The organism is Camelimonas abortus, assembly GCF_042432745.1.
GTDB classification, from domain to species: Bacteria; Pseudomonadota; Alphaproteobacteria; order Rhizobiales; family Beijerinckiaceae; genus Camelimonas; species Camelimonas abortus.
This window is the reverse complement of the sequence record NZ_JBHLWR010000006.1, coordinates 1,694,745-1,713,947: the sequence shown is the minus strand read 5'-3', so window position 1 is coordinate 1,713,947 and position 19,203 is coordinate 1,694,745. Positions and strand designations below refer to the sequence as shown.

Genomic DNA, 19,203 nt, shown 5'->3' with positions numbered 1-19,203 from the left:
GGTCCGCCTCTCCCGCGCGCCGGACCCTCCCGTCCGTCCCGTCACTGCAGGGGTTTTGCGTATTTGCTGTCGAGGACGATGAGGCCGCGCAGCGCCGCCACGCGCTTGATGAGTTCGCTCAGCCCCTGCAGCACGAGCATGAAGAACCCGAGCGGCAGCAGCAGTTTGGCCGGCCACAGCACCAGGCCGCCGGCGTTCAGGGAGTGTTCCTGGGACTGCCATGAGACCAGGAAATAGCGCCAGCAGATGATGGTGAGGAAAACCGTGACCGGCAGCAGGAAGACGGTGAGGCCGGTGATGTCGATCAACAGCCGGGCCCGGTCGGACACCGTTCCGTAGATTACGTCCACGCGCACGTGTCCGTTGCAGGCCAGCGTCCATGACGCGCCCAGCATCACCATGGCGCCGAAGAAATACCACTGGAACTCCAGCAGGCCGTTGGAGCTGTAATGGAACAGGTAGCGGACCCCGGCGTTGCCCGCGCTCACCAGCACGGTGACGAGAACCAGCACGCTGGACAGCCGGCCGAGCCAGCGGCTCACGCCGTCGACGCTGCGGCTGAACCCCAACAACAGCTGCATGCTTTCCTCCCTGTATTATGGAAGTAACGGATTTCATTTCCGCCGTAACTAAGACTATCGTCAGGTGTCCGGCCTGCCCTGCGGCGGCCGGAGACAATGACGGGGCCAGTCGGGCGTCCTGCGCGACGGCCCGCCGGAGCGCGCCGCGCCGGCGGGCGGCGCGGCGCGCCGCAGCCCCGGGGAGGAACGCCGTGAATTTCGCCGCCCTGCCTTTCGACGCGGAAGCCATGCTCCAGGGGCTGATTCCCTGGGTGCTGTGCGAGAGTCCCACCCATGACGCCGCCGCGGTGAACCGCATGCTGGACCTGGCCAGCATCGACCTCGCCGCCATGGGCGCCGTCATCGAACGCATTCCCGGCCGCATGGGCTTCGCCGGCTGCGTGCGCGCCCGCCTGCCGCATCCGCGCGCCGGCGAGCCGGGCGTCCTGATCTGCGGCCACTTCGACACCGTGCATCCGGTGGGGACGCTGGAGCGCCTGCCGGTGCGGCGCGAGGGCGACAAATGCTTCGGCCCTGGCGTCATGGACATGAAGAGCGGCAACTATCTCGCCCTGGAGGCCCTGCGCCAGCTGGCCCGCGCCGGCGTCCAGACGCCGCTGCCGGTGACGGTGCTGTTCACGCCGGACGAGGAGGTGGGCACCCCCTCCGCCCGCGAGCTCATCGAGCAGGAGGCCCTGCGCAACCGCTACGTGCTGGTGCCCGAGCCCTCGCTCACGGACAACGGCGTGGTCACCGGCCGTTACGCCATCGCCCGCTTCAACCTGCGGGCGGAGGGACGGCCCAGCCACGCCGGGGCGCAGCTTTCCGCCGGCCGCTCGGCCATTCGCGAAATGGCCCGCCAGATTCTCGCCATCGAGGCCATGACCACCGCCGACTGCACCTTCAGCGTCGGCGTCATCAACGGCGGACAGTGGGTCAACTGCGTGCCCAGCGTCTGCACCGCCGAGGCGCTGAGCATGGCGCGCCGGCAGAAGGATCTCGACGCCGGCGTCGCCGCCATGCTGGCGCTGGAGGGCGAGCGCGACGGCGTGCGCTTCACCGTGACCCGCGGCGTCACCCGCCCGGTGTGGGAGCCGGACGCGGGGACCATGGCGCTGTACGAACGGGCCAGGGCCATCGCCGCGGACCTCGGCTTCGACCTGCCCCACGCCAGCCAGGGCGGCGGCTCTGACGGCAATTTCACCGGCGCCCTCGGCGTGCCGACCCTGGACGGGCTCGGGGCGCTCGGCGCCGGCGCCCACACGCTGAACGAGCACATCCTGGTGAGCTCGCTCGCCAGCCGCGGCCGGCTGTTCGCCGGCCTGCTGGCCACGCTGCAGTGAGGCGGCCAGCCGCGCCGCGGGAGGCGCGTCAGGGGCGGCGGCCCCGCCGCCGGCCGGCCCCCGGGGGCGCCTTGCCGGCGCCGCAATGATCGCCGATCGGTGTCCTGCGTCCGGTCAGGGAGCCAGGCGCAGGCAGGAATACCGTCATGTCCATGATTGACCGACGTGCGGCGCTGGCGGCCGGAGCCGGCGCGCTGACCGCCATTCTGGCCGGCCGGGCCGTGGCCGGGGGGCCCAGCCAGTGGTTCGACCTGAAGGACGCCTCCGGCGCGAAGCTGCCCAACATGCGCCTGCCGGTGGAGCTGACCCAGGAGCTGGACAGCCTGCCGGGCATCGTGTGGACTGGCGCGGCCCAGCCCACGGTGACCTTCGTCGAGGTCCATGACTACAACTGTCCGTGGTGCCAGGCGGCGGCGCAGGACCTGCACGCCCTGCTGGCGGAGGCCGACGACGTGCGCATCGGCTTCATGAACAATCCGGTGCTGTCGGCGGCGTCGGTCGAGGCGGCGAAGGTGGAGCTGGCCCTGACCCGGCTGATGGGCCCGCAGGTGGCCTATGACTTCTACCGCGCCATGTATTCGCGCCGGCGCCGGGCGGACGGCGCCGCGGCGCTGGCGGCGGCGCGGGTGGCGATCGACGGGCGGGTGAGCGCCGTCGCCCCGGCCGGCGCGCGCGTCACCATGGCGGACGTGGAGCGCATGGCCCGCGACCCGGCCACTGCCGCCGCGCTGGAGGCGCAGATGCGCCTGGCGCGGGCGCTGGGGCTGGCGGCGACGCCGTCGTTCGTCATCGGCGGGGTGGCGGTGCAGGGCTATCCGGGGCGCGAGACGCTGCGGCGGATGGTGGCGGCCATGCGCCGCTGCGACGAGCCGGCGTGCGAATGAGCGGGAGGCGGCGGCGCGCGGCGCTCTCGCCGCTATCCAGCGGGCGCGGATTTGCTCTATAAGCCCGCGCATGAACATGCCCATCAATATCCTGCTTATTGGCTCTGGCGGTCGCGAACATGCGCTGGCGTGGAAGCTGGCCGCTTCACCCTCGTGCGACAGGCTTTACGTCGCCCCAGGCAACCCCGGCACGGCGTCGGCCGGCGAGAACGTCGCGCTCGACGTGAGCGATCACGCCGCTGTGGCGGAGTTCTGCCGCAGCAGGAACGTCGGCCTCGTGGTGGTGGGGCCGGAGGCGCCGCTGGTGGCCGGCATCGCCGACGATCTCGCCGCCGCCGGCATCCGCGTGTTCGGACCGTCGAAGGCGGCGGCGCAGCTGGAGGGCTCAAAGGGCTTCACCAAGGAGCTGTGCGCCGAGTTCGGCATTCCCACCGCGGCCTTCGCGCGTTTTGACAGTCTGGAGGCGGCGCGGGCCCATGTGCGCCGCCACGGCGCGCCCATCGTCATCAAGGCCGACGGTCTTGCCGCCGGCAAGGGCGTGGTGGTGGCCGAAACCGTGCCCCAGGCGGAGGAGGCGCTGGACATGATGTTCGGCGGCGGTCTCGGCGAGGCCGGCGCCTCGGTGGTGATCGAGGAGTTCATGGTGGGCGAGGAGGCCAGCGTCTTCGCCATCAGCGACGGCAGGACCTTCATTCCCTTCGGCGACGCCCAGGACCACAAGCGCGTGTTCGACGGCGACCGCGGCCCCAACACCGGCGGCATGGGCGCCTACTCCCCCGCGCCGGTGGTGACCGACGAGGTGCGCCGCCAGGTGATGGAGCGCATCATCGCCCCCACCGTCGCCGGCATGGCGGCGCGCGGAACCCCTTATGTGGGCGTGCTCTACGCCGGCGTGATCATCACCAGCGAAGGGCCGAAGCTGATCGAATACAACGCCCGCTTCGGCGATCCCGAATGCCAGGTGCTGATGCTGCGCTTCCAGGGCGACCTGGTGCAGGTGATGCTGGCCGCCATCGACGGCCGGCTTGACCAGCTGGCGCCGGAGCAGGTGGCGTGGTCGCCGGAGGCGGCGCTGACCGTGGTGATGGCCTCGGACGGCTATCCCGGTCCGGTGAAGGCCGGCTCGGTGATCCGCGGCGTCGAGGAGGCCGCCGGCGACGGCGCGGTGGTGTTCCACGCCGGCACCAGGCTCGTTGACGGCGCGCTCACCGCCAGCGGCGGCCGCGTGCTGGCGGTGACCGCCCGCGGCCCCAGCGTCACCGAGGCGCAGCGCCGCGCCTACGCCGCCGTGGACCGCATCGTCTGGCCCGGCGGTTTCTGCCGCCGCGACATCGGCCATCGCGCCGTGGCGCGCGAGGCGAAGGCGCGGCAGGGCTGACGTCCGCGCCCCGGCCGGAAAGGAAATGAAAAGGCCGCCGGAGCGCTCCGGCGGCCTTTTCCGTCATCCGGGACTGGTCCCGCGGGGCCAGGGGCCGCGCCGGCGCCCGCCGGCCTGTCCGCCGGCAGGGGAGGGCGCGACGCAATTTCAGATGCTCAGCGGATGGCGGGGGGCGTCGCTGATGAGCGCGTCGGACGCGCTCTCGCCGGTCGCCGGCTCCAGCAGGCCGCGGCTGGCGGCGTCGAGGCCGCGGGCCTGGCGACGCGGCTTCAGCAGCGGCTCGGGGCGCACCGCCGCGCCGTGCAGCAGTTCGGCCCCGCCCATGGCGCCGCTCTCCTTCTGCAGCTCCAGGCGGGCGATGTCGCGCTTGCGCACGTCCTCCTGCAGCTCGCGCGCCTGCGCCGGCGTCACGCCGAGCGTCTCCAGCGTCGCCCGGCCCAGCTCCAGCGCCGAATGGAAGGTGTCGCGCACCTGGTAGTCCACCGGAAGCTGCATCAGCTCGATGGCGTGCGGCCGGTTGATGGCGCGCACGATGGTGCGCGCCTGCGGGAAGTGCTCGTGCGCCAGCCCGGCGATGAAGGTGGCGGTGGGCGCGTGGTCGATGCAGATGCAGATCACCGCCGCCCGGGCGGCGCCGGCGGCGTGCAGCACGTCAAGCCGGGCGCCGTCGCCGTAATAGACGCGGAAGCCGAAGCGCCCCGCCTCGCGGATGCGGGCGATGTTGTGGTCGATCACCGTCACGTCCGCGCCGGCGGCCAGAAGCACCTGGTTCACCACCTGGCCGAAACGGCCGAAACCAATGACGATGACGCCGCCCTCCGCGCCCTCGCCGGCGGCCTCGGGCGCGTCGTCGGGCGTGGTCTCCGCCTCTCCCGCGCGCCGGAACAGCACGGCGTCGATCGCCCGGGCGGCGATGGGCGCCAGCATCATCGACAGCGCCGCCAGCGACACCAGCATCTGGGAATGGTCGGCGGTGAGCAGGCCGTATTCCTCGGCAGTGGGGAACAGCACGAAGGCGAACTCGCCGGCGGTGGCCAGCAGCGCGCCGATGCGCAGCGCGTCCGTCCACGACGAGCCGGAGACGCGGGCGATGCCGGAGACGATGGCGATCTTCAGCGCCACCATGGCCATGGCGGCGAGCGCGAGGGCGAGGGCGTGGGCGGCCACCAGGCCGAGATTGATGGACATGCCCACGCTCATGAAGAACAGGCCGAGCAGCAGGCCGCGGAACGGCTCGATGTCCGCCTCCAGCTGGTGGCGGAAGTTCGACTCCGCCAGCAGCACGCCGGCGAGGAACGCGCCCATGGCCATGGAGAGGCCCACCGCCTCCATCAGCACCGCCGCGCCCAGCGCCACCAGAAGCGCCGCGGCGGTCATCACCTCGCGCGCGCCGCTCGCCGCCAGAATGGCGAAGATGGGGTTCAGCAGGTAACGGCCGGCCAGCACGATGGCGACGATGGTGCCCGCCGCCATGCCCACGTCGGCCAGCTGCTGCGACAGCGGCTCCGGCCCGGCGGCGGTGACGTTGGCCATCAGCGGCACGATGGCCAGGATCGGCACGATGGACAGGTCCTGGAACAGCAGCACCGCGAAGGCGCGCTGGCCATAGGGGGAGCGGGTTTCGCCGCGCTCGCCGAGAATGCCGAGGGCGATGGCCGTGGCCGAGAGCCCCAGCGCCATGCCGGCGACGACCGATTCCTTGGGACCGTAGCCGGCCAGCAGCGTCCCGCCCGCCAGCGCCGCGCCGCACAGCAGCAGCTGCGCGCCGCCAAGGCCGAAGATGTCGCGCCGCATGGACCACAGGCTGGAGAGCTTCAGCTCCAGCCCGATGATGAACAGCAGCAGCACCACGCCGAATTCGGCCACGCCGCGTATGGATTCGGCCTCCGACACCAGCTGCAGGCCCCAGGGCCCGATGGCGACGCCGGCCACGAGATAGCCGATGATGGCGCCGAGGCCGATGCGCCGGAACAGCGGCACCGCCACGGCGGCGGCGGCGCAGAACACGAGCACCGGCTTGACGAGGCTGATGTGGGTGGCGGCGTCAGTCATGCGTTCCCCGGCGGCGGACGGCGGGCGCCGGGGTTGCGCCCGGACGCCGCGTTTGCTGCGCGCCCTCCCGTGCGGGAGGCGCGGCGCATGCTCACCCCGCTCCGCCGCCGACGCAAGTGATTCATGCGCTGTTCCGCGCGCCCGGCGGCCGCCATGCGCGGGGCGCCGCCGCGCCGCCGCGCGGGGAGGGGCCGGGGCCTTGCGGCGGAACGCTCACGCCGCGGCGTCAGGGCGCGTGACTGCGGCGCCGGGGGCGTCGCGCGGCGGTTCCGGTCGTGGCGACTTTATGCGACAAGGGGACTGCATCATGGCCCATGCGCCGGCCGTCGCCGCCGGCTGACCTAACAGGACGACCGTTCGATGAAGGGCGCCGTTTCGCAGGCCCGCTCCCCCAAACCCCGGCTTGACGTGCTGATCTGCGCCCCGCGGGGCTTCTGCGCCGGCGTGGTGCGCGCCATCGACGCGGTGGAGCGGGCCCTGGCGCTGTACGGCCCGCCGGTCTACGTGCGCCACGAGATCGTCCACAACAAGTATGTGGTGGAAAGCCTGCGCCGGAAGGGCGCGGTGTTCGTCGACGAGCTGTCCCAGATTCCGGACACCACGGCGCCGGTGATCTTCTCCGCCCACGGCGTGCCCCGCTCCGTCCCGGAGGAGGCGGCGCGCCGCAATTTCTTCGCCATTGACGCCACCTGCCCGCTGGTCACCAAGGTGCACCGCGAGGCCGAGGTCCATCGCCGCCGCGGCCGCCATGTGGCGCTGATCGGCCACGCCGGCCATCCGGAAGTGATCGGCACCATGGGCCAGCTGCCCGAGGGCGCCATCACCCTGGTGGAGACCATCGCCGACGTGGAGAAGCTGGACCCTGCGCTCGGCGCGAACCTCGCCTATGTCACCCAGACGACGCTCTCGGTGGACGACACCCGCGAGATCGTGGAGGCGCTGAAACGGCGCTTCCCCAATGTGGTGGGGCCGCACCGGGAGGACATCTGCTACGCCACCACCAACCGCCAGGAGGCGGTGAAGCGCGTGGCCCCGCAGGTGGAGGCGATGATCGTGGTCGGCTCGCCCAATTCGTCCAATTCGCAGCGCCTGCGCGAGGTGGCGGAGCGCGCCGGCTGCCGCGTGGCGCGCCTGGTGCTGCGCGCCGCGGACATCGACTGGGAGCTGTTCGGCAATATCTCCAGCCTCGGCGTCACCGCCGGCGCCTCCGCCCCGGAGGTGCTGGTTGAGGAGATCATCGACGCCTTCGCCGAACGCTATGACGTGCGCGTGGAGAGCGTCTCCACCGCGGACGAGAGCGTGTTTTTCCCCCTGCCGCGCGAACTGCGCGCCGATCCCACGGAGTAATCGTGGCCGTTTACACCGAGATCCCGGATGAAGAGCTGGCCGCCTTCATCCGCGGCTATGACCTTGGCGCGGTGCTGGCGCTGAAGGGCATCGCCGAGGGCGTCGAAAACTCCAACTTCCTGCTGCGCACGGAAAAGGGCGAGTTCATCCTCACCCTCTACGAGAAACGGGTGAACCCGGCCGACCTGCCGTTTTTCATCGGCCTGATGGAGCATCTCGCCGCGCGCGGGGTGAACTGCCCGGTGCCGGTGAAGAACCGCAGGGGCGAGGCGCTTGGCCATCTGGCCGGCCGGCCGGCGTGCGTCGTCACCTTCCTGGACGGTGTGTCCGTGCGCCGCCCCGGCGCCGGCCACTGCCGCGAGCTGGGCGTGGCGCTGGCGCGCCTGCACGCGGCGGGCGCCGGTTTTCCCCTGAAGCGAGCCAACGCCCTGGGCCCGCAGGGCTGGCCGCCGCTGTTCGCCGCGGCGGAGGACCGCGCCGATTCCGTCTCGCCCGGGCTGGCCGCGCGCATCCGCGCGGCGCTGGAGGAAGCGACGGCGCGCTGGCCCACGGACCTGCCCTCCGGCGTCATCCACGCCGACCTGTTCACCGACAACGTGTTCTTCATCGGGCCGAAGCTGTCCGGGCTCATTGATTTTTATTTCGCCTGCAACGACATGCTGGCCTATGACGTGGCCATCTGCCTGAACGCCTGGTGCTTCGAGCCGGACGGCTCGTTCAATCTCACCAAGGGGCAGGCGCTGGTCGCCGGCTACCAGAGCGTGCGCCGTCTCGAGGCGGCGGAGGCGGCGGCGCTGCCGCTGCTGTGCCGCGGCGCCGCGCTGCGCTTCCTGCTGACGCGTCTGGTGGACTGGCTCAACGTGCCTGCGGGCGCGCTGGTGAAGCCGAAGGATCCGCTGGAGTACGACCGCAAGCTGGCCTTCCACCGCAGCGTCTCCAGCGCAACCGACTATGGGTGGAGCGCGTGAGCGACAGGGTCACCATCTACACCGACGGGGCGTGCAGCGGTAATCCGGGTCCGGGCGGCTGGGGCGCGCTGCTGTCCTATCGCGGCGTCGAGAAGGAGCTGTGCGGCGGCGAGCCGCTGACCACCAACAACCGCATGGAGCTGATGGCCGCCATCATGGCGCTGGAGACGCTCAACCGCCCCTGCGCCGTCGACCTGTGGACCGACAGCCAGTATGTGAAGAACGGCGTCACCGCGTGGCTGCGCGGCTGGAAGGCCAACGGCTGGAAAACCGCCGACCGCAAGCCGGTGAAGAACGAGGACCTGTGGCGGCGCCTCGACGCGGCCCAGCAGCGTCATGACGTCACCTGGCGCTGGGTGCGCGGTCACGCCGGCAACGTCCAGAACGAGCGCGTGGACGCCCTGGCCCGCCGCGGCATGGAGCCGTTCCGGACGCGGAAATCCGCCTGAACGCGCCGCAGGCGCGGGGCGGGCGCCGGCGGCGGACCCTTGCGGGCATGAAAAAGGCGGCCGGGAGCGCCGGCCGCCGCGGGGGCGCGCCGCCGCCTCAGAGCGAGGACAGCAGGTGGGCGGCGGTGGAGACGTCGGCCTTGCCCGAGATTTCCTCAACGTTGAGCTGCTCCACCACCCCGTCGCGCGCCACCATGGAGTAGCGCTGCGAGCGCAGGCCGAGACCGAAGCCCGAGCCGTCCATGGTGAGGCCGATGGCGCTGGCGAACTCGCCGTTGCCGTCGGCGAGGGCGGTGATCTTGCCTTCGGCGCCGCTGGCCTTCAGCCAGGCGTCCATGACGAAGATGTCGTTCACCGCGGTGACGTAGATGGCGTCGATCCCGCGGGCCAGGATGGCGTCCGCCTCGGCGACGAAACCGGGCAGATGGTTGCGGTGGCAGGTGGGCGTGAAGGCGCCGGGCACGGCGAACAGCACCACGCGGCGGCCGGCGAACAGGTCGTCGGTGGAGCGGGCCGCCGGGCCCTCTGCGGTCATCACGCGGAACGTGGCTTGCGGAAGGCGATCGCCGGGTTTGATCGTCATGGCAACTCCCGTTGGTCTGTGGGGCGCGCGCCGGCCCGGAACATGCGGCCGCGGCGCCTGCGCTCATGCATAGAGCAAAGCGGGACGCGTGTCGCGGTCGATGGTTCGCGGCCGCGCGCGGGCGCCCTTGTCCGTTCCGCAGGCGCCCTGCGGCCGGCCTGCTTTCCAATTCCCCATAGGAGAATTGCCCGCGGCCAATTACAATATCGGCATGGCGCGATCGATCATTTCACCTTCTGAACGTTCTGACGTCTGGCTGGATGGCCAGATGCTCGTCGCCACGCCGTCCATGCAGGACGAGCGCTTCGCCCGTTCGGTCATCTACCTGTGCGCCCATTCGGACGAGGGCGCCATGGGGCTGGTGGTCAACAAGCCGGCGCGGGGGCTGAGCCTCGCCGACCTGTTGCGCCAGCTCGAGATCATCGACGACGCCAGCATCCGGCTGCCGTCGGCTTCCGAACGGGTGAAAGTGGTGCGGGGCGGCCCGGTGGACGTGGGGCGCGGCTTCGTGCTGCACAGCTCCGACTTCGCCATCGACAACTCGACGCTGCACATCGACGACGACATCAGCCTCACCGCCACGGTGGACATCCTGCGGGCCATCGCCCGCGGCGACGGCCCGGGCAACGCCATCGTGGCGCTGGGCTACGCCGGCTGGGCCGCCGGCCAGCTGGAGCAGGAGATCCAGGCCAACGGCTGGTTCAGCTGTCCGGCCGATCCGGCCCTGATCTTCGGCCGCGTCGAGGACATGTACGAGCGGGCGCTGGCGATGATCGGCGTTGACCCGCTGCGCCTCTCGGACCAGGCGGGCCACGCCTGACCGCCGCTGCGCCCGCCGCCTTCGCCAGGCGGCGCGGGCGGCGGCGTTCCGGCCGCAGGCCGGCGCGCGGAGGGTTATCGGGCGCCGGCGGTGCTCCAGGCGCTGTATTCCCAGGGGCCGTATTTCCAGGGCGGGCTGTTTGCGGCGGGCTGTTCCCCGGGCGTTCTCAATCCGCCGGAGCCGTCCGGCGAAAGCGCAGGCGCTCCGGAGCCTTCGCCCGCCGGAACGATGGCCCGGACGCCGGACCGCGCCGCCTGACCATGCGCCGCGCCTGCCCGCGGCGACCGGCGCGCGCCGCCTTACGCCGCCTCGGGCACCGAGCCCACCAGACGGCGGGCGTCGTAGGGGCTCATCGGCTCGCCGAAGGCGCTGCCCTGGGCGAAATCGAAGCCAAGCTGCGCCAGCTCCACCGCGTCCGACTCATCCTCGGCGCCGTCGCCGCACACGTCCGCGCCCAGGTCATGGGCCAGCGCCGCCAGCGAACGCAGGATGGCGAGACGCGCCGGCAGGTTGCGGGCCCGCACCAGCGACGAATCCACCTTCACCATGTCGATGTCCGCATGCTGCAGGCTGGTGAGCGGCGACTGGCTGGAGCCGAACCGCGACAGGCTCACCCCGACGCCGGCGTCGCGCAGGCGCGGCAGCGTGCGCAGCATGAACTCCGGATCCTCCTGCAGATGGCGCTCGTTGACCTCGATCTGCAGCGTGCCCGGCCGCACCCCGGAGCGCTCCACCAGCGCCCGCAGCTGCGTCAGCAGGTCGGAGCGCAGCACGTGGACGCCGGTGAGGCTGACCGTGGCGAACATTGGCGGATCCACGTCCAGCGCGTCCTGCCACGCGGCCAGCTCGCGCGCGCCGCGCTCCACAGCGAACAGGAACAGGTCGCCGAGCATGTCGTTGGCCGAGGCGATCTCGCGGAAGTCCTCCCAGGCCAGACGCCCCTGGCGCGGATGGTCCCAGCGCAGGATGGTCTCGAAGCCGGCCACGGTGCGGTCCTCCAGACGCACCACCGGGCGGAAGAACAGCTTGATCTCGCCGCGCTCCAGCGCGCCGCGCAGGTCGGCGCCCAGCGCCAGCGGCTCGCTGCGCTCCGAGCGCATCACCGGGCGGAACGCCTCCACCTGGTCGCCGCCCTGGCGCTTGGCCCAGGCGGCGGCGATCTCGGCGTTGGCCAGCATTTCCTCCGCCCCGGCCCGCACGGACGGGTCGTAAAGGGCAATGCCGATGGAGCCGGTGAGATAGGCCTCCAGCTCGCCGAGCGGGGCAGGGGCGGCGAGCACCGCCCGCACCTGCTCGGTGAAGGCGCGGATCGCCGCCAGCTCCGGCTCGGAGAACAGCATCACCGCGAATTCGTCGCCGCCAAGGCGCGCCAGCGTGTCCTGCGGCTTCAGCAGCCGGGCGAGGCGGCGCGCCACCATCTGCAGCACCGCGTCGCCGGCGGCCGGCCCCGCCTCCTCGTTGATGGTGCGGAAACGGTCGATGTCGATCACCACCACCGTGGGGCGCACCGATTCGTCGCGCCGCGCCAGCAGCAGCGTCTGGTTGAGCCGGTCCAGCAGCAGCTGGCGGTTGGGCAGGCCGGTGAGACGGTCGTGGATCGAATCCTGCAGCAGCCGCTCCTCCACCGTCTTGCTTTCGGTGATGTCCGAGAGCGAGCCGACGATGCGGATCACCTCGCCGTCGCTTCCCACCACCGGGCGCGCCTTCAGGCGCTGCCAGACATAGTGGCCGCGCGCCGAGCGCAGGCGGAAATCAAGGTTGATGCGGCCGCGGCGCTGCTCCAGCACCGAATCGAGCGTGGCGCGGTAATGGTCGCGGTCCAGCGGATGCATCAGCGCCAGCCAGTCGGCGGCGCCGCCGCTGAGGGCGTCGCGCTTCAGGCCCAGCTGCTGCTCCAGCTCCGGGCTCACCGCGATGCGGTCGGTCTGCACGTCCCAGTCGAACACCACGTCGCCGGAGCCGGCCAGCGCCAGCGCCCGCCGTTCGGTGTCGCTCACCAGGCCCTGGGCGATGGCCCCGCCGGCGAAAGCGTGCTGCAGCACGGTGAAGCCGATCAGCATCACCACCAGCACGAGGCCGCCGATCAGCACCGCCGGCGCCAAGTCCTTGTTGATGTAGCCGGTCACCGTCAGGCCCGCCGCCGCCACCCACGCCAGCAGCAGCGTCCAGGTGGGAATCAGCATCACCGCCCGGTCGTAGCCGTGCAGGGCGAGGTTCACCACCAGCAGGAAGCCGATGGCGGCGACGGCGGCGATGGAGATGCGCGCCACGCCCGAGGCCACCGGCGGATCAATCACCGCAAGGCCCACCAGCGCGCCGAGGAACACCAGCCAGGCGGCGGTGATGTGGCTGTAGCGCACGTGCCAGCGGTTGAGATTGAGATAGGCGAACAGGAACACCAGCAGCGTCGCCGCCAGCACCGTCTCGGCGCCGGCGCGGTAGACCGCGTCCGCGCCCACGGTGAACGGGAACAGCCGCTGGATGAAGCCGAAATCAATGCACGCCCAGGCCAGCACCGCCCAGGCAAGCGCCGCCGCGGCCGGGAAGATCACCGCCCCTTTCACCACGAAGACGATGGTGAGGAACAGCGCCAGCAGGCCGCAGATGCCGAGAATGATGCCCTTGTAGAGGGTGAGGCCGTTCTCGCGCGCCTTGTACAGCTCCGGGTCCATCAGCAGGACCTGGGGCAGGTTGTCCGAGGCGAGCTCGGCGACGAAGGTCACCGTGGCGCCAGGGTCGAGCGTGATCGAGAACACGTCGGCGTCCGGGCTGTCCTCGCGCTCGGGCTTGAGGCCCTGGCTGGCGGTGATGGCGGCGATGCGCGGGCTGCCGAGGTCCGGCCAGATGACGCCCGAGCCCGCCAGCTTGTAATGCGGCGCCACCAGCAGGCGGTCGATCTGCTCGTCGCCCGGATTGGTGAGGGCGAAGACGATCCAGTCCGGCCGCGAACCCGCCTCGCGGGCCTTCACGGCGATGCGGCGCACGATGCCGTCCGGCCCGGGCGCGGTGGAGATCTGGATGACGTCGCCCTGGGAGCGGTAGCGTTCGATGGCGCGGGTCAGGTCGAGCGCCGGCCGCTCGGGCGTGACCCGCACGGCCTCGATCGCCCACGCCGCCCGGAAGGGCAGGCACAGGAGAATCAGCGCTGCGATCAGGGCGCCGATGCGGACGGAGACTGCTGGCGTCGCGGGCAAATCGGACTCTGTCTGGATCACCGGCCATAACCGGCGCGGCGGGCTGTTGCTGGGGAAGTGGTAACGGCGGCGCCGCCGCAGGGCAACCGCCTCCCGGCCGGAGCGGCGGGATTGGTGAATCGCCCCCGGCGCCGGGCGCGCTGGCGCGCGCCCGGGATGCGCGCCGCGGCCGCCCGTCCCGCCGCCGCATTTCCACGCGGCGAAGATGGCGTGAATATGTTGCCGGGCCGGTCTGTCCCGGCGCGCCGGCCGCAGGGCGCGGCGACGCCGGCGGCGGGCGCGGCTCATGACGCCCACGGCGGCGCCGGGTCCGTGGCCAGCCGGGCGTAGGTCACATGGTCCTCCCAGCGGCCGGCGATGCACAGATATTCCCGCGCCAGCCCCTCCAGGCGGAAGCCGTTGCGCTCCAGCACCCGGCGGGAGGCCACGTTGTGCGGCAGGCACGCCGCCTCCACCCGCCGCAGGCCCAGCGGCCCGAAGGCGTAGGCCAGCACGGCGCGCACCGCGTCGGACATCAGCCCCTTGCCGGCCCAGGCGGCGCCCATCCAGTAGCCGAGCGTGGCGGTCTGGGCGACGCCGCGCCGCACCTGGCCGAGGGTGAGGCCGCCGACCATGACGTCCCGGTCGCGGGTGAAGATGAGAAAGCTGTAGCTGGCGTCGCGGCGGGCGTCCTCACAGGCGCCCAGCACGCGCAGCCGCCAGCTGCGGCGGCTGTATTCGTCGCCGTGGCGCAGCGGCTCCCATGGCGCGAGAAAGCTCTCGCTGGCCACGCGCAGCGCCACCCATTCCCCGTGATCCTCCATCCGCGGCGGCCGCAGATAGACCCGCTCGCCCGCCACAGGCGCCGGCTCCGCGATGCGGGGCTTGAAGCGAAACAGCGACAAGGCGCGTCCTCCCGGGGCGGGGCGTCCACAACATCCCGCCCATTCTAGCGCAGGACGCGCCGGATGGCATTCCCCCGGCAGAAACGGCGTCCTGCAGGCGCGGGGCGCGGGCCGGGCCGCGTGGAGGCGCAAAAAAGGCCGGCCCGCCGGCCGGCCCCAGGGCCTCAGCGGCGGGAGGCGTGGGCGCGGATGAAGTCCGCCACCGCCGCCTGGTCGCTGGCCATCACCGTGAACCGCTCGCGCCGGCCGAACAGGTCGGCGAGGTGCGGCGGCAGGGCGGGGCGCACGCCAGTGGCCTTCTCCACCGCGTCCGGGAACTTGGCCGGATGGGCGGTGGACAGCGCGATCACCGGCGTGGCCGGCCGCGCCGCCACTTCGGCCCGGGCGCCGCGCACCGCCACCGCGGTGTGCGGATCGATGACATAGCCGGTCTCGCGCCAGACGCGGGCGATCTCGTCGCGGGTGGCGGCCTCGTCGACGGCGTGGGCGGTGAAGCCGGCGCGAATCGCCGCCAGCGGCTCCGGCTCCAGGCTGAAGGAGCCGGACTGGGCCAGCGACGCCATCAGCGCCCGCACCCGGGCGGCGTCGCGGCCGCAGGCCTCGAACAGCAGCCGCTCGAAGTTGGACGACACCTCGATGTCCATGGAGGGCGAGGAGGTGGGGGTGACGCCGCGCTTCTCGTAACGGCCGGTGGCGAGGGTGCGCGCCAGGATGTCGTTGGCGTTGGTGGCGATGGCGAGGTTGGCCACCGTGAGCCCCATGCGCCGGGCGATGTCGCCGGCGAGAATGTCGCCGAAATTGCCGGTGGGAACGGAGAAGGCCACCGGACGGTGCGGCGCGCCCAGCGCCACCGCGGAGGTGAAATAATACACCGTCTGCGCAGCGATGCGGGCCCAGTTGATGGAGTTGACGCCGGAGAGGGCCATTTCGTCGCGGAAGCGGTGATCGTTGAACAGCGCCTTCACGATCGCCTGGCAGTCGTCGAAGGTGCCCTCGATGGCGATGGCGTGCACGTTGGGCGCGTCGACGCCGGTCATCTGCCGGCGCTGCACCTCGGAGACGCGGCCGTGCGGATAGAGGATGAACACGTCCACCTGGTCGAGGCCGCGGAAGGCCTCGATGGCGGCCGAGCCGGTGTCGCCTGAGGTGGCGCCGACGATCACCGCCCGCTGGCCGCGCTGGCGCAGGGCGTGATTCATCAGTCGCCCCAGCAGCTGCATGGCCACGTCCTTGAAGGCGAGGGTCGGGCCGTGGAACAGCTCCAGCACGAAGATGTTGTCGGCGATCTGCACCAGCGGGCACACGGCGGCGTGGCGGAAGACGGCGTAGGCGTCGTCGATCATGGCGCCTAGGATCCCGTCCGGGATTTCGCCGTCGGTCAGGGCGCCGATCACGCGCCGCGCCACGGCGGCGTAGCTCTGGCCGGCCATGGCGGCGATGTCGGCGGCGGGGATCTGCGGCCAGGCCTGCGGCACGTAAAGGCCGCCGTCACGGGCGAGCCCGGCGAGCAGGGCGTCCGTAAAGCCGATCGCAGGGGCTTCGCCCCGGGTAGACACGTGCAGCAAGGTTGCCTCCGAAGAAACTCCAGCGGCCGGCCTGGCCGGCCCTCCGTCCGCCGCGGGCGCGGGCGTCAGGGCGCGGCGCGGCTCTCCCGCCGGCTGCGCGCCCAGCGCCAGACCCAGGCGACGTAAACCGCGACCAGCGCGAGCGCCAGCCCAAACCAGGTCATCGCGTACTCCAGATGCCGGTTCGGGAAGCTGAGCACCGTGAGGCCGCCGCGCGGCCCCTCCCTGTAACCGGGGGCGGCGTCAGCATCAACAATGAAAGGCGCGACCCGCCGCAGCCCGCGTGCGGCGGCGATCTCGCCGATGTCGCGGGTGAACCACTCCTCCCGCGCCGGATCGTTGGCCGGCACGAACGGATCGTGTTTCTGGCTGGCGCGCAGCAGGCCGGTCACCGTGGCCCCGGCCGGCGAGCGCGCGTCGGTCTGCGCCAGCGCGCCGCGCATCTCCATGGGGATGAAGCCGCGGTTGACCAGCACGACGGCGCCGTCGGGCAGCGTCATGGGCGTGATCACCACATAGCCGGGGCGCACCTCGCCGCCCGCGCCCGGACCGTTGGCGTGCACCAGGGTCTGGCGGGCGAAGTCGTAGCGGCCGGAGAGGCGCACGCGGCGGTATTCCTCCGCCTCGGCGTCGAAGGTCTTCCACGCGCTTTCCGGCGGCAGCGGCTCCGCCGGCCCGTGGGCGCGGGCGCTGATGCGGGCGATCAGCCCTTCCTTCCACGCCAGCCGCTGCATCTGCCATGTTCCCAGCGACAGCAGCGTCGCCAGCGCCGCGAGGGCGCAGACGGTGAGAATGGCCAGTGACGCCACGCCCGGCGCGCGCCGGTCGCCGGCAGGGGAGGGGGGCTGTCCGGTCATCACCGGGGCCCTCCCTCGCCGGCGCGGCTGGCGTATTGCAGGGCGATCATCAGCCCCTTGAGCGGCCGCAGCGGCGCCAGGCAGACAATGATTCCGAGCGGCAGGGTGGTGAGCAGGTGCAGCAGCACGCCCGGCTCGAAGTTCAGCTCCAGCCACAGGGCGAAGCCGACGACGATGAAGCCGCACGCAAGCATGATGAACACCGCCGGACCGTCGCCGGAATCGGCGAAGTCGTAGTCGAGGCCGCAGACGTCGCATTTCGGCGCGAGGGTGAGGAAGCCGCGAAACAGCCGGCCCTCGCCGCAGCGCGGGCAGCGGCAGCGCAGGCCGGTGGCGGCCGGCGACAGCGGCGGCCAGTGCTGCTCCTGCGCCGGGGCGGGACGGGAGGCGGAGCGGCTGCTGTCGTGCTGCATGGGGTGGTCTCCGGCTTCGGGGCGGTCGTGGTTTCGCGCGGATCGGGGCCCGGCGAACCGCGCCTGCGGACCTGGGCCTGAATGACAGGCCTGAATGACAAAGGGGCGGCGTTGCAGCCGCCCCCGGACGTGTGGCCGGCGCGCCGGACGGGAGGGCGCGCCGCGCCCGCCCGCCGCGCGGCGGTCAGTGGAAGTAGCGGATGTTCGAGCCCCACACGTAGATGGAGACGAACAGGAACAGCCACACCACGTCGACGAAGTGCCAGTACCAGGCGGCGAACTCGAAGCCGAGATGCTGGTGGGGCGTGAAGTGGTTGCGGTACACGCGGGCCAGGATCACCGCCAGGAAGATGGCGCCGACGATGACGTGGAAGCCGTGGAAGCCCGTGGCCATCACGAAGGTCGAGCCATAGATGTTGCCGGTGAAGTCGAAGTGGGCGTGGGTGTATTCGTAGGCCTGCACCAGGCTGAACAGCGCGCCGAGGGCGATGGTGAGCCACAGGCCCTGCTTCACGCCCGCGCGGTCATTCTCCAGCATGGCGTGGTGGGCCCAGGTGAGGGTGGTGCCCGAGGTGAGCAGGATCAGCGTGTTGAGCAGCGGCAGGTGCCAGGGGTCCAGCGTCTCGATGCCCTTCGGCGGCCACTGGCCGCCGGTCACCTCGAGGCGGGTGAACTGGACGGCCTCCGCCGGGAACAGCGCGGCGTCAAAATAGGCCCAGAACCACGCCACGAAGAACATCACCTCGGAGCCGATGAACATCAGCATGCCGTAGCGGTGGTGCAGCTGCACGACGCGGGTGTGGTGCCCCTCGTGCTCGGCCTCGCGGATCACGTCGGCCCACCACGAGGCCATGCAGTAGATGAGGGCGATGATGGCGGCGCCAAGGACGTACGGGCCGAGCTTCATCCCGGCCACGTCGATGCCCTTCATGCTCAGGACCAGGCCGACGGCCAGCGCGAAAACTGAGGCCGAGGTAAGGATAGGCCACGGGCTTGGCTCAAGAAGGTGATAGTCGTGCTCGGGCTTCGCGTGCGCGTGGGCCATGGATTCAGTCTCCTGCCTCGGGGCGTGAGTCTCTCGATTGCGTCACAGTTTGTTCTTGTCCGCGCCGGGCGCGGCTACGGCCACAGGGCGGCCATTTTTTGACCGAAAAACCGTGTACGACAAGGTGATGTCCGTCAGGTTCTTCGTTTCCGGCTGCTTCAGCAGGTCCGGGTCCACATAAAAAACAACCGGGGCGTGCACCGTCTCGCCCGGCTGCAGCGTCTGCTCCTCGAAACAGAAGCACTGCACCTTCACGAAGAACTGGCCCGCCAGGTCCGGCTGCACGTTGAACGTCGCCACGCCCGTGGTCGGTTTGTCCCCGGGATTGGCGATGGTGTAAAAGACGGTCTTCGTTTCGCCAAGCTTCACTTTGACGCTGGGCTGGTCGGGGCGGAAGGTCCAGCCCACGCCCGGCGCCACGTTGGCGTCAAAGCGCACCGTGATCTCGCGGTCGATCACCTGCGCGGAGGAGCCGGCGGCGGCCACCATGGGCGTGCCGCCAAAGCCGGTGGTCTGGCAGAACAGCCGGTACAGCGGCACGGCGGCGAAGGACGCGCCCACCATCAGCGCCGCCACGCCCACGCAGGCCAGCGCGGTGCGGGCGCCGGCCCGGCGGCGGGCGTCGGCGTCAGCCTGTCGGGGCGCTCCGGCGCGCGCGTCTGTTCTGTCGGACATGGCGTCTCCCTCAGCTCACATCGGCCGCTTCAGCACGTTGACCCCAAGCTTGACATAGGTCACGACGTAAAGAACTGCGACAAAGGCGGCCAGGATGACGGCGATGGCCACGTTCCGCATCGACCGCCGGCGTTTCTGCTCCGGGGTGAGCGTGACGTATTCGATTTTCTGCTTGTGGTCTTCCAT

General features: G+C 71.5%; 18 protein-coding genes. 7 read left to right on the top strand and 11 right to left on the bottom strand.

The window, feature by feature from the left end:
• Positions 1-41: 41 nt before the first annotated feature.
• Complete coding sequence (locus ACFFJB_RS09750; protein ID WP_376831058.1) at positions 42-581, bottom strand: TRAP transporter small permease subunit; 540 nt, start codon at positions 579-581, stop codon at positions 42-44.
• A 191-nt stretch (positions 582-772) separates the two neighbouring features.
• Between ACFFJB_RS09750 and ACFFJB_RS09745 the strand changes: the two genes are divergently transcribed.
• From ACFFJB_RS09745 to purD, 3 genes are all read left to right on the top strand, one after another.
• A complete protein-coding gene (locus tag ACFFJB_RS09745; protein WP_376831057.1) occupies positions 773-1,903 on the top strand; it encodes a M20/M25/M40 family metallo-hydrolase in 1,131 nt (376 codons plus the stop codon).
• A gap of 146 nt (positions 1,904-2,049) precedes the next feature.
• Positions 2,050-2,787, top strand: coding sequence for a thioredoxin domain-containing protein (locus tag ACFFJB_RS09740; RefSeq protein WP_376831055.1), 738 nt, complete (start codon positions 2,050-2,052; stop codon positions 2,785-2,787).
• Positions 2,788-2,869: 82 nt separating this feature from the next.
• Complete coding sequence (gene purD, locus ACFFJB_RS09735; protein WP_376832629.1) at positions 2,870-4,165, top strand: phosphoribosylamine--glycine ligase; 1,296 nt, start codon at positions 2,870-2,872, stop codon at positions 4,163-4,165.
• A gap of 147 nt (positions 4,166-4,312) precedes the next feature.
• Here purD and ACFFJB_RS09730 read toward each other — a convergent pair whose 3' ends face one another.
• On the bottom strand, positions 4,313-6,217 hold the full coding sequence (locus tag ACFFJB_RS09730) for a monovalent cation:proton antiporter-2 (CPA2) family protein (RefSeq protein WP_376831053.1): 1,905 nt from the start codon (positions 6,215-6,217) through the stop codon (positions 4,313-4,315).
• 360 nt (positions 6,218-6,577) lie between these two features.
• Here ACFFJB_RS09730 and ispH point away from each other — a divergent pair, with 360 nt between their 5' ends.
• From ispH to rnhA, 3 genes are read left to right on the top strand one after another with little or no spacing between them, the layout of a single operon-like run.
• Positions 6,578-7,564, top strand: a complete 987-nt coding sequence (gene ispH / locus ACFFJB_RS09725) for a 4-hydroxy-3-methylbut-2-enyl diphosphate reductase (protein ID WP_376831051.1) — start codon at positions 6,578-6,580, stop codon at positions 7,562-7,564.
• Positions 7,565-7,566: 2 nt separating this feature from the next.
• Positions 7,567-8,532, top strand: coding sequence for a homoserine kinase (locus tag ACFFJB_RS09720; protein WP_376831049.1), 966 nt, complete (start codon positions 7,567-7,569; stop codon positions 8,530-8,532).
• Positions 8,529-8,981: a ribonuclease HI gene (gene rnhA, locus ACFFJB_RS09715; protein WP_376831047.1), complete on the top strand. Its 453-nt coding sequence runs from the start codon at positions 8,529-8,531 to the stop codon at positions 8,979-8,981. The genes ACFFJB_RS09720 and rnhA overlap by 4 nt, the downstream gene beginning before the upstream one ends.
• A 97-nt stretch (positions 8,982-9,078) precedes the next feature.
• Here the strand turns inward: rnhA and ACFFJB_RS09710 are convergent, their stop codons facing one another.
• On the bottom strand, positions 9,079-9,564 hold the full coding sequence (locus tag ACFFJB_RS09710; RefSeq protein ID WP_376831045.1) for a peroxiredoxin: 486 nt from the start codon (positions 9,562-9,564) through the stop codon (positions 9,079-9,081).
• 211 nt (positions 9,565-9,775) lie between these two features.
• Here ACFFJB_RS09710 and ACFFJB_RS09705 point away from each other — a divergent pair, with 211 nt between their 5' ends.
• Complete coding sequence (locus ACFFJB_RS09705; protein ID WP_376831043.1) at positions 9,776-10,384, top strand: YqgE/AlgH family protein; 609 nt, start codon at positions 9,776-9,778, stop codon at positions 10,382-10,384.
• 299 nt (positions 10,385-10,683) lie between these two features.
• On the opposite strand, the gene ACFFJB_RS09700 is transcribed toward ACFFJB_RS09705, so the two are convergent.
• The 8 genes from ACFFJB_RS09700 to ACFFJB_RS09665 all read right to left on the bottom strand — a co-directional run bounded on the left by ACFFJB_RS09700 (position 10,684) and on the right by ACFFJB_RS09665 (position 19,203).
• On the bottom strand, positions 10,684-13,599 hold the full coding sequence (locus ACFFJB_RS09700; protein ID WP_376831041.1) for an EAL domain-containing protein: 2,916 nt from the start codon (positions 13,597-13,599) through the stop codon (positions 10,684-10,686).
• A gap of 263 nt (positions 13,600-13,862) precedes the next feature.
• Entirely contained in the window at positions 13,863-14,462 is a 600-nt protein-coding gene (locus tag ACFFJB_RS09695; protein WP_376831039.1) for a GNAT family N-acetyltransferase, read from the bottom strand.
• A gap of 164 nt (positions 14,463-14,626) precedes the next feature.
• Positions 14,627-16,027: a threonine synthase gene (gene thrC / locus ACFFJB_RS09690; protein WP_376831037.1), complete on the bottom strand. Its 1,401-nt coding sequence runs from the start codon at positions 16,025-16,027 to the stop codon at positions 14,627-14,629.
• A gap of 65 nt (positions 16,028-16,092) precedes the next feature.
• Positions 16,093-16,884, bottom strand: a complete 792-nt coding sequence (locus ACFFJB_RS09685) for an SURF1 family protein (protein WP_376831035.1) — start codon at positions 16,882-16,884, stop codon at positions 16,093-16,095.
• Positions 16,884-17,297 (bottom strand): DUF983 domain-containing protein, encoded by a 414-nt coding sequence (locus ACFFJB_RS09680; protein ID WP_376831033.1) that lies wholly within the window; start codon positions 17,295-17,297, stop codon positions 16,884-16,886. The genes ACFFJB_RS09685 and ACFFJB_RS09680 overlap by 1 nt, the downstream gene beginning before the upstream one ends.
• A gap of 184 nt (positions 17,298-17,481) precedes the next feature.
• On the bottom strand, positions 17,482-18,342 hold the full coding sequence (locus tag ACFFJB_RS09675; RefSeq protein ID WP_376831031.1) for a cytochrome c oxidase subunit 3: 861 nt from the start codon (positions 18,340-18,342) through the stop codon (positions 17,482-17,484).
• A 42-nt stretch (positions 18,343-18,384) separates the two neighbouring features.
• A complete protein-coding gene (locus ACFFJB_RS09670) occupies positions 18,385-19,017 on the bottom strand; it encodes a cytochrome c oxidase assembly protein (protein ID WP_376831029.1) in 633 nt (210 codons plus the stop codon).
• A 15-nt stretch (positions 19,018-19,032) separates the two neighbouring features.
• Complete coding sequence (locus tag ACFFJB_RS09665) at positions 19,033-19,203, bottom strand: cytochrome c oxidase system small membrane protein (RefSeq protein WP_376831027.1); 171 nt, start codon at positions 19,201-19,203, stop codon at positions 19,033-19,035.

Bases quoted from the DNA above. Each gene is read 5' to 3' on its own strand.
- ACFFJB_RS09750 (WP_376831058.1), bottom strand. From the start codon at position 581: ATGCAGCTGTTGTTGGGGTTCAGCCGCAGCGTCGACGGCGTGAGCCGC.
- ACFFJB_RS09740 (WP_376831055.1), top strand. From the start codon at position 2,050: ATGTCCATGATTGACCGACGTGCGGCGCTGGCGGCCGGAGCCGGCGCG.
- ACFFJB_RS09730 (WP_376831053.1), bottom strand. From the start codon at position 6,217: ATGACTGACGCCGCCACCCACATCAGCCTCGTCAAGCCGGTGCTCGTG.
- ispH (WP_376831051.1), top strand. From the start codon at position 6,578: ATGAAGGGCGCCGTTTCGCAGGCCCGCTCCCCCAAACCCCGGCTTGAC.
- ACFFJB_RS09710 (WP_376831045.1), bottom strand. From the start codon at position 9,564: ATGACGATCAAACCCGGCGATCGCCTTCCGCAAGCCACGTTCCGCGTG.
- ACFFJB_RS09705 (WP_376831043.1), top strand. From the start codon at position 9,776: ATGGCGCGATCGATCATTTCACCTTCTGAACGTTCTGACGTCTGGCTG.
- ACFFJB_RS09685 (WP_376831035.1), bottom strand. From the start codon at position 16,884: ATGACCGGACAGCCCCCCTCCCCTGCCGGCGACCGGCGCGCGCCGGGC.
- ACFFJB_RS09680 (WP_376831033.1), bottom strand. From the start codon at position 17,297: ATGCAGCACGACAGCAGCCGCTCCGCCTCCCGTCCCGCCCCGGCGCAG.
- ACFFJB_RS09675 (WP_376831031.1), bottom strand. From the start codon at position 18,342: ATGGCCCACGCGCACGCGAAGCCCGAGCACGACTATCACCTTCTTGAG.
- ACFFJB_RS09670 (WP_376831029.1), bottom strand. From the start codon at position 19,017: ATGTCCGACAGAACAGACGCGCGCGCCGGAGCGCCCCGACAGGCTGAC.
- ACFFJB_RS09665 (WP_376831027.1), bottom strand. From the start codon at position 19,203: ATGGAAGACCACAAGCAGAAAATCGAATACGTCACGCTCACCCCGGAG.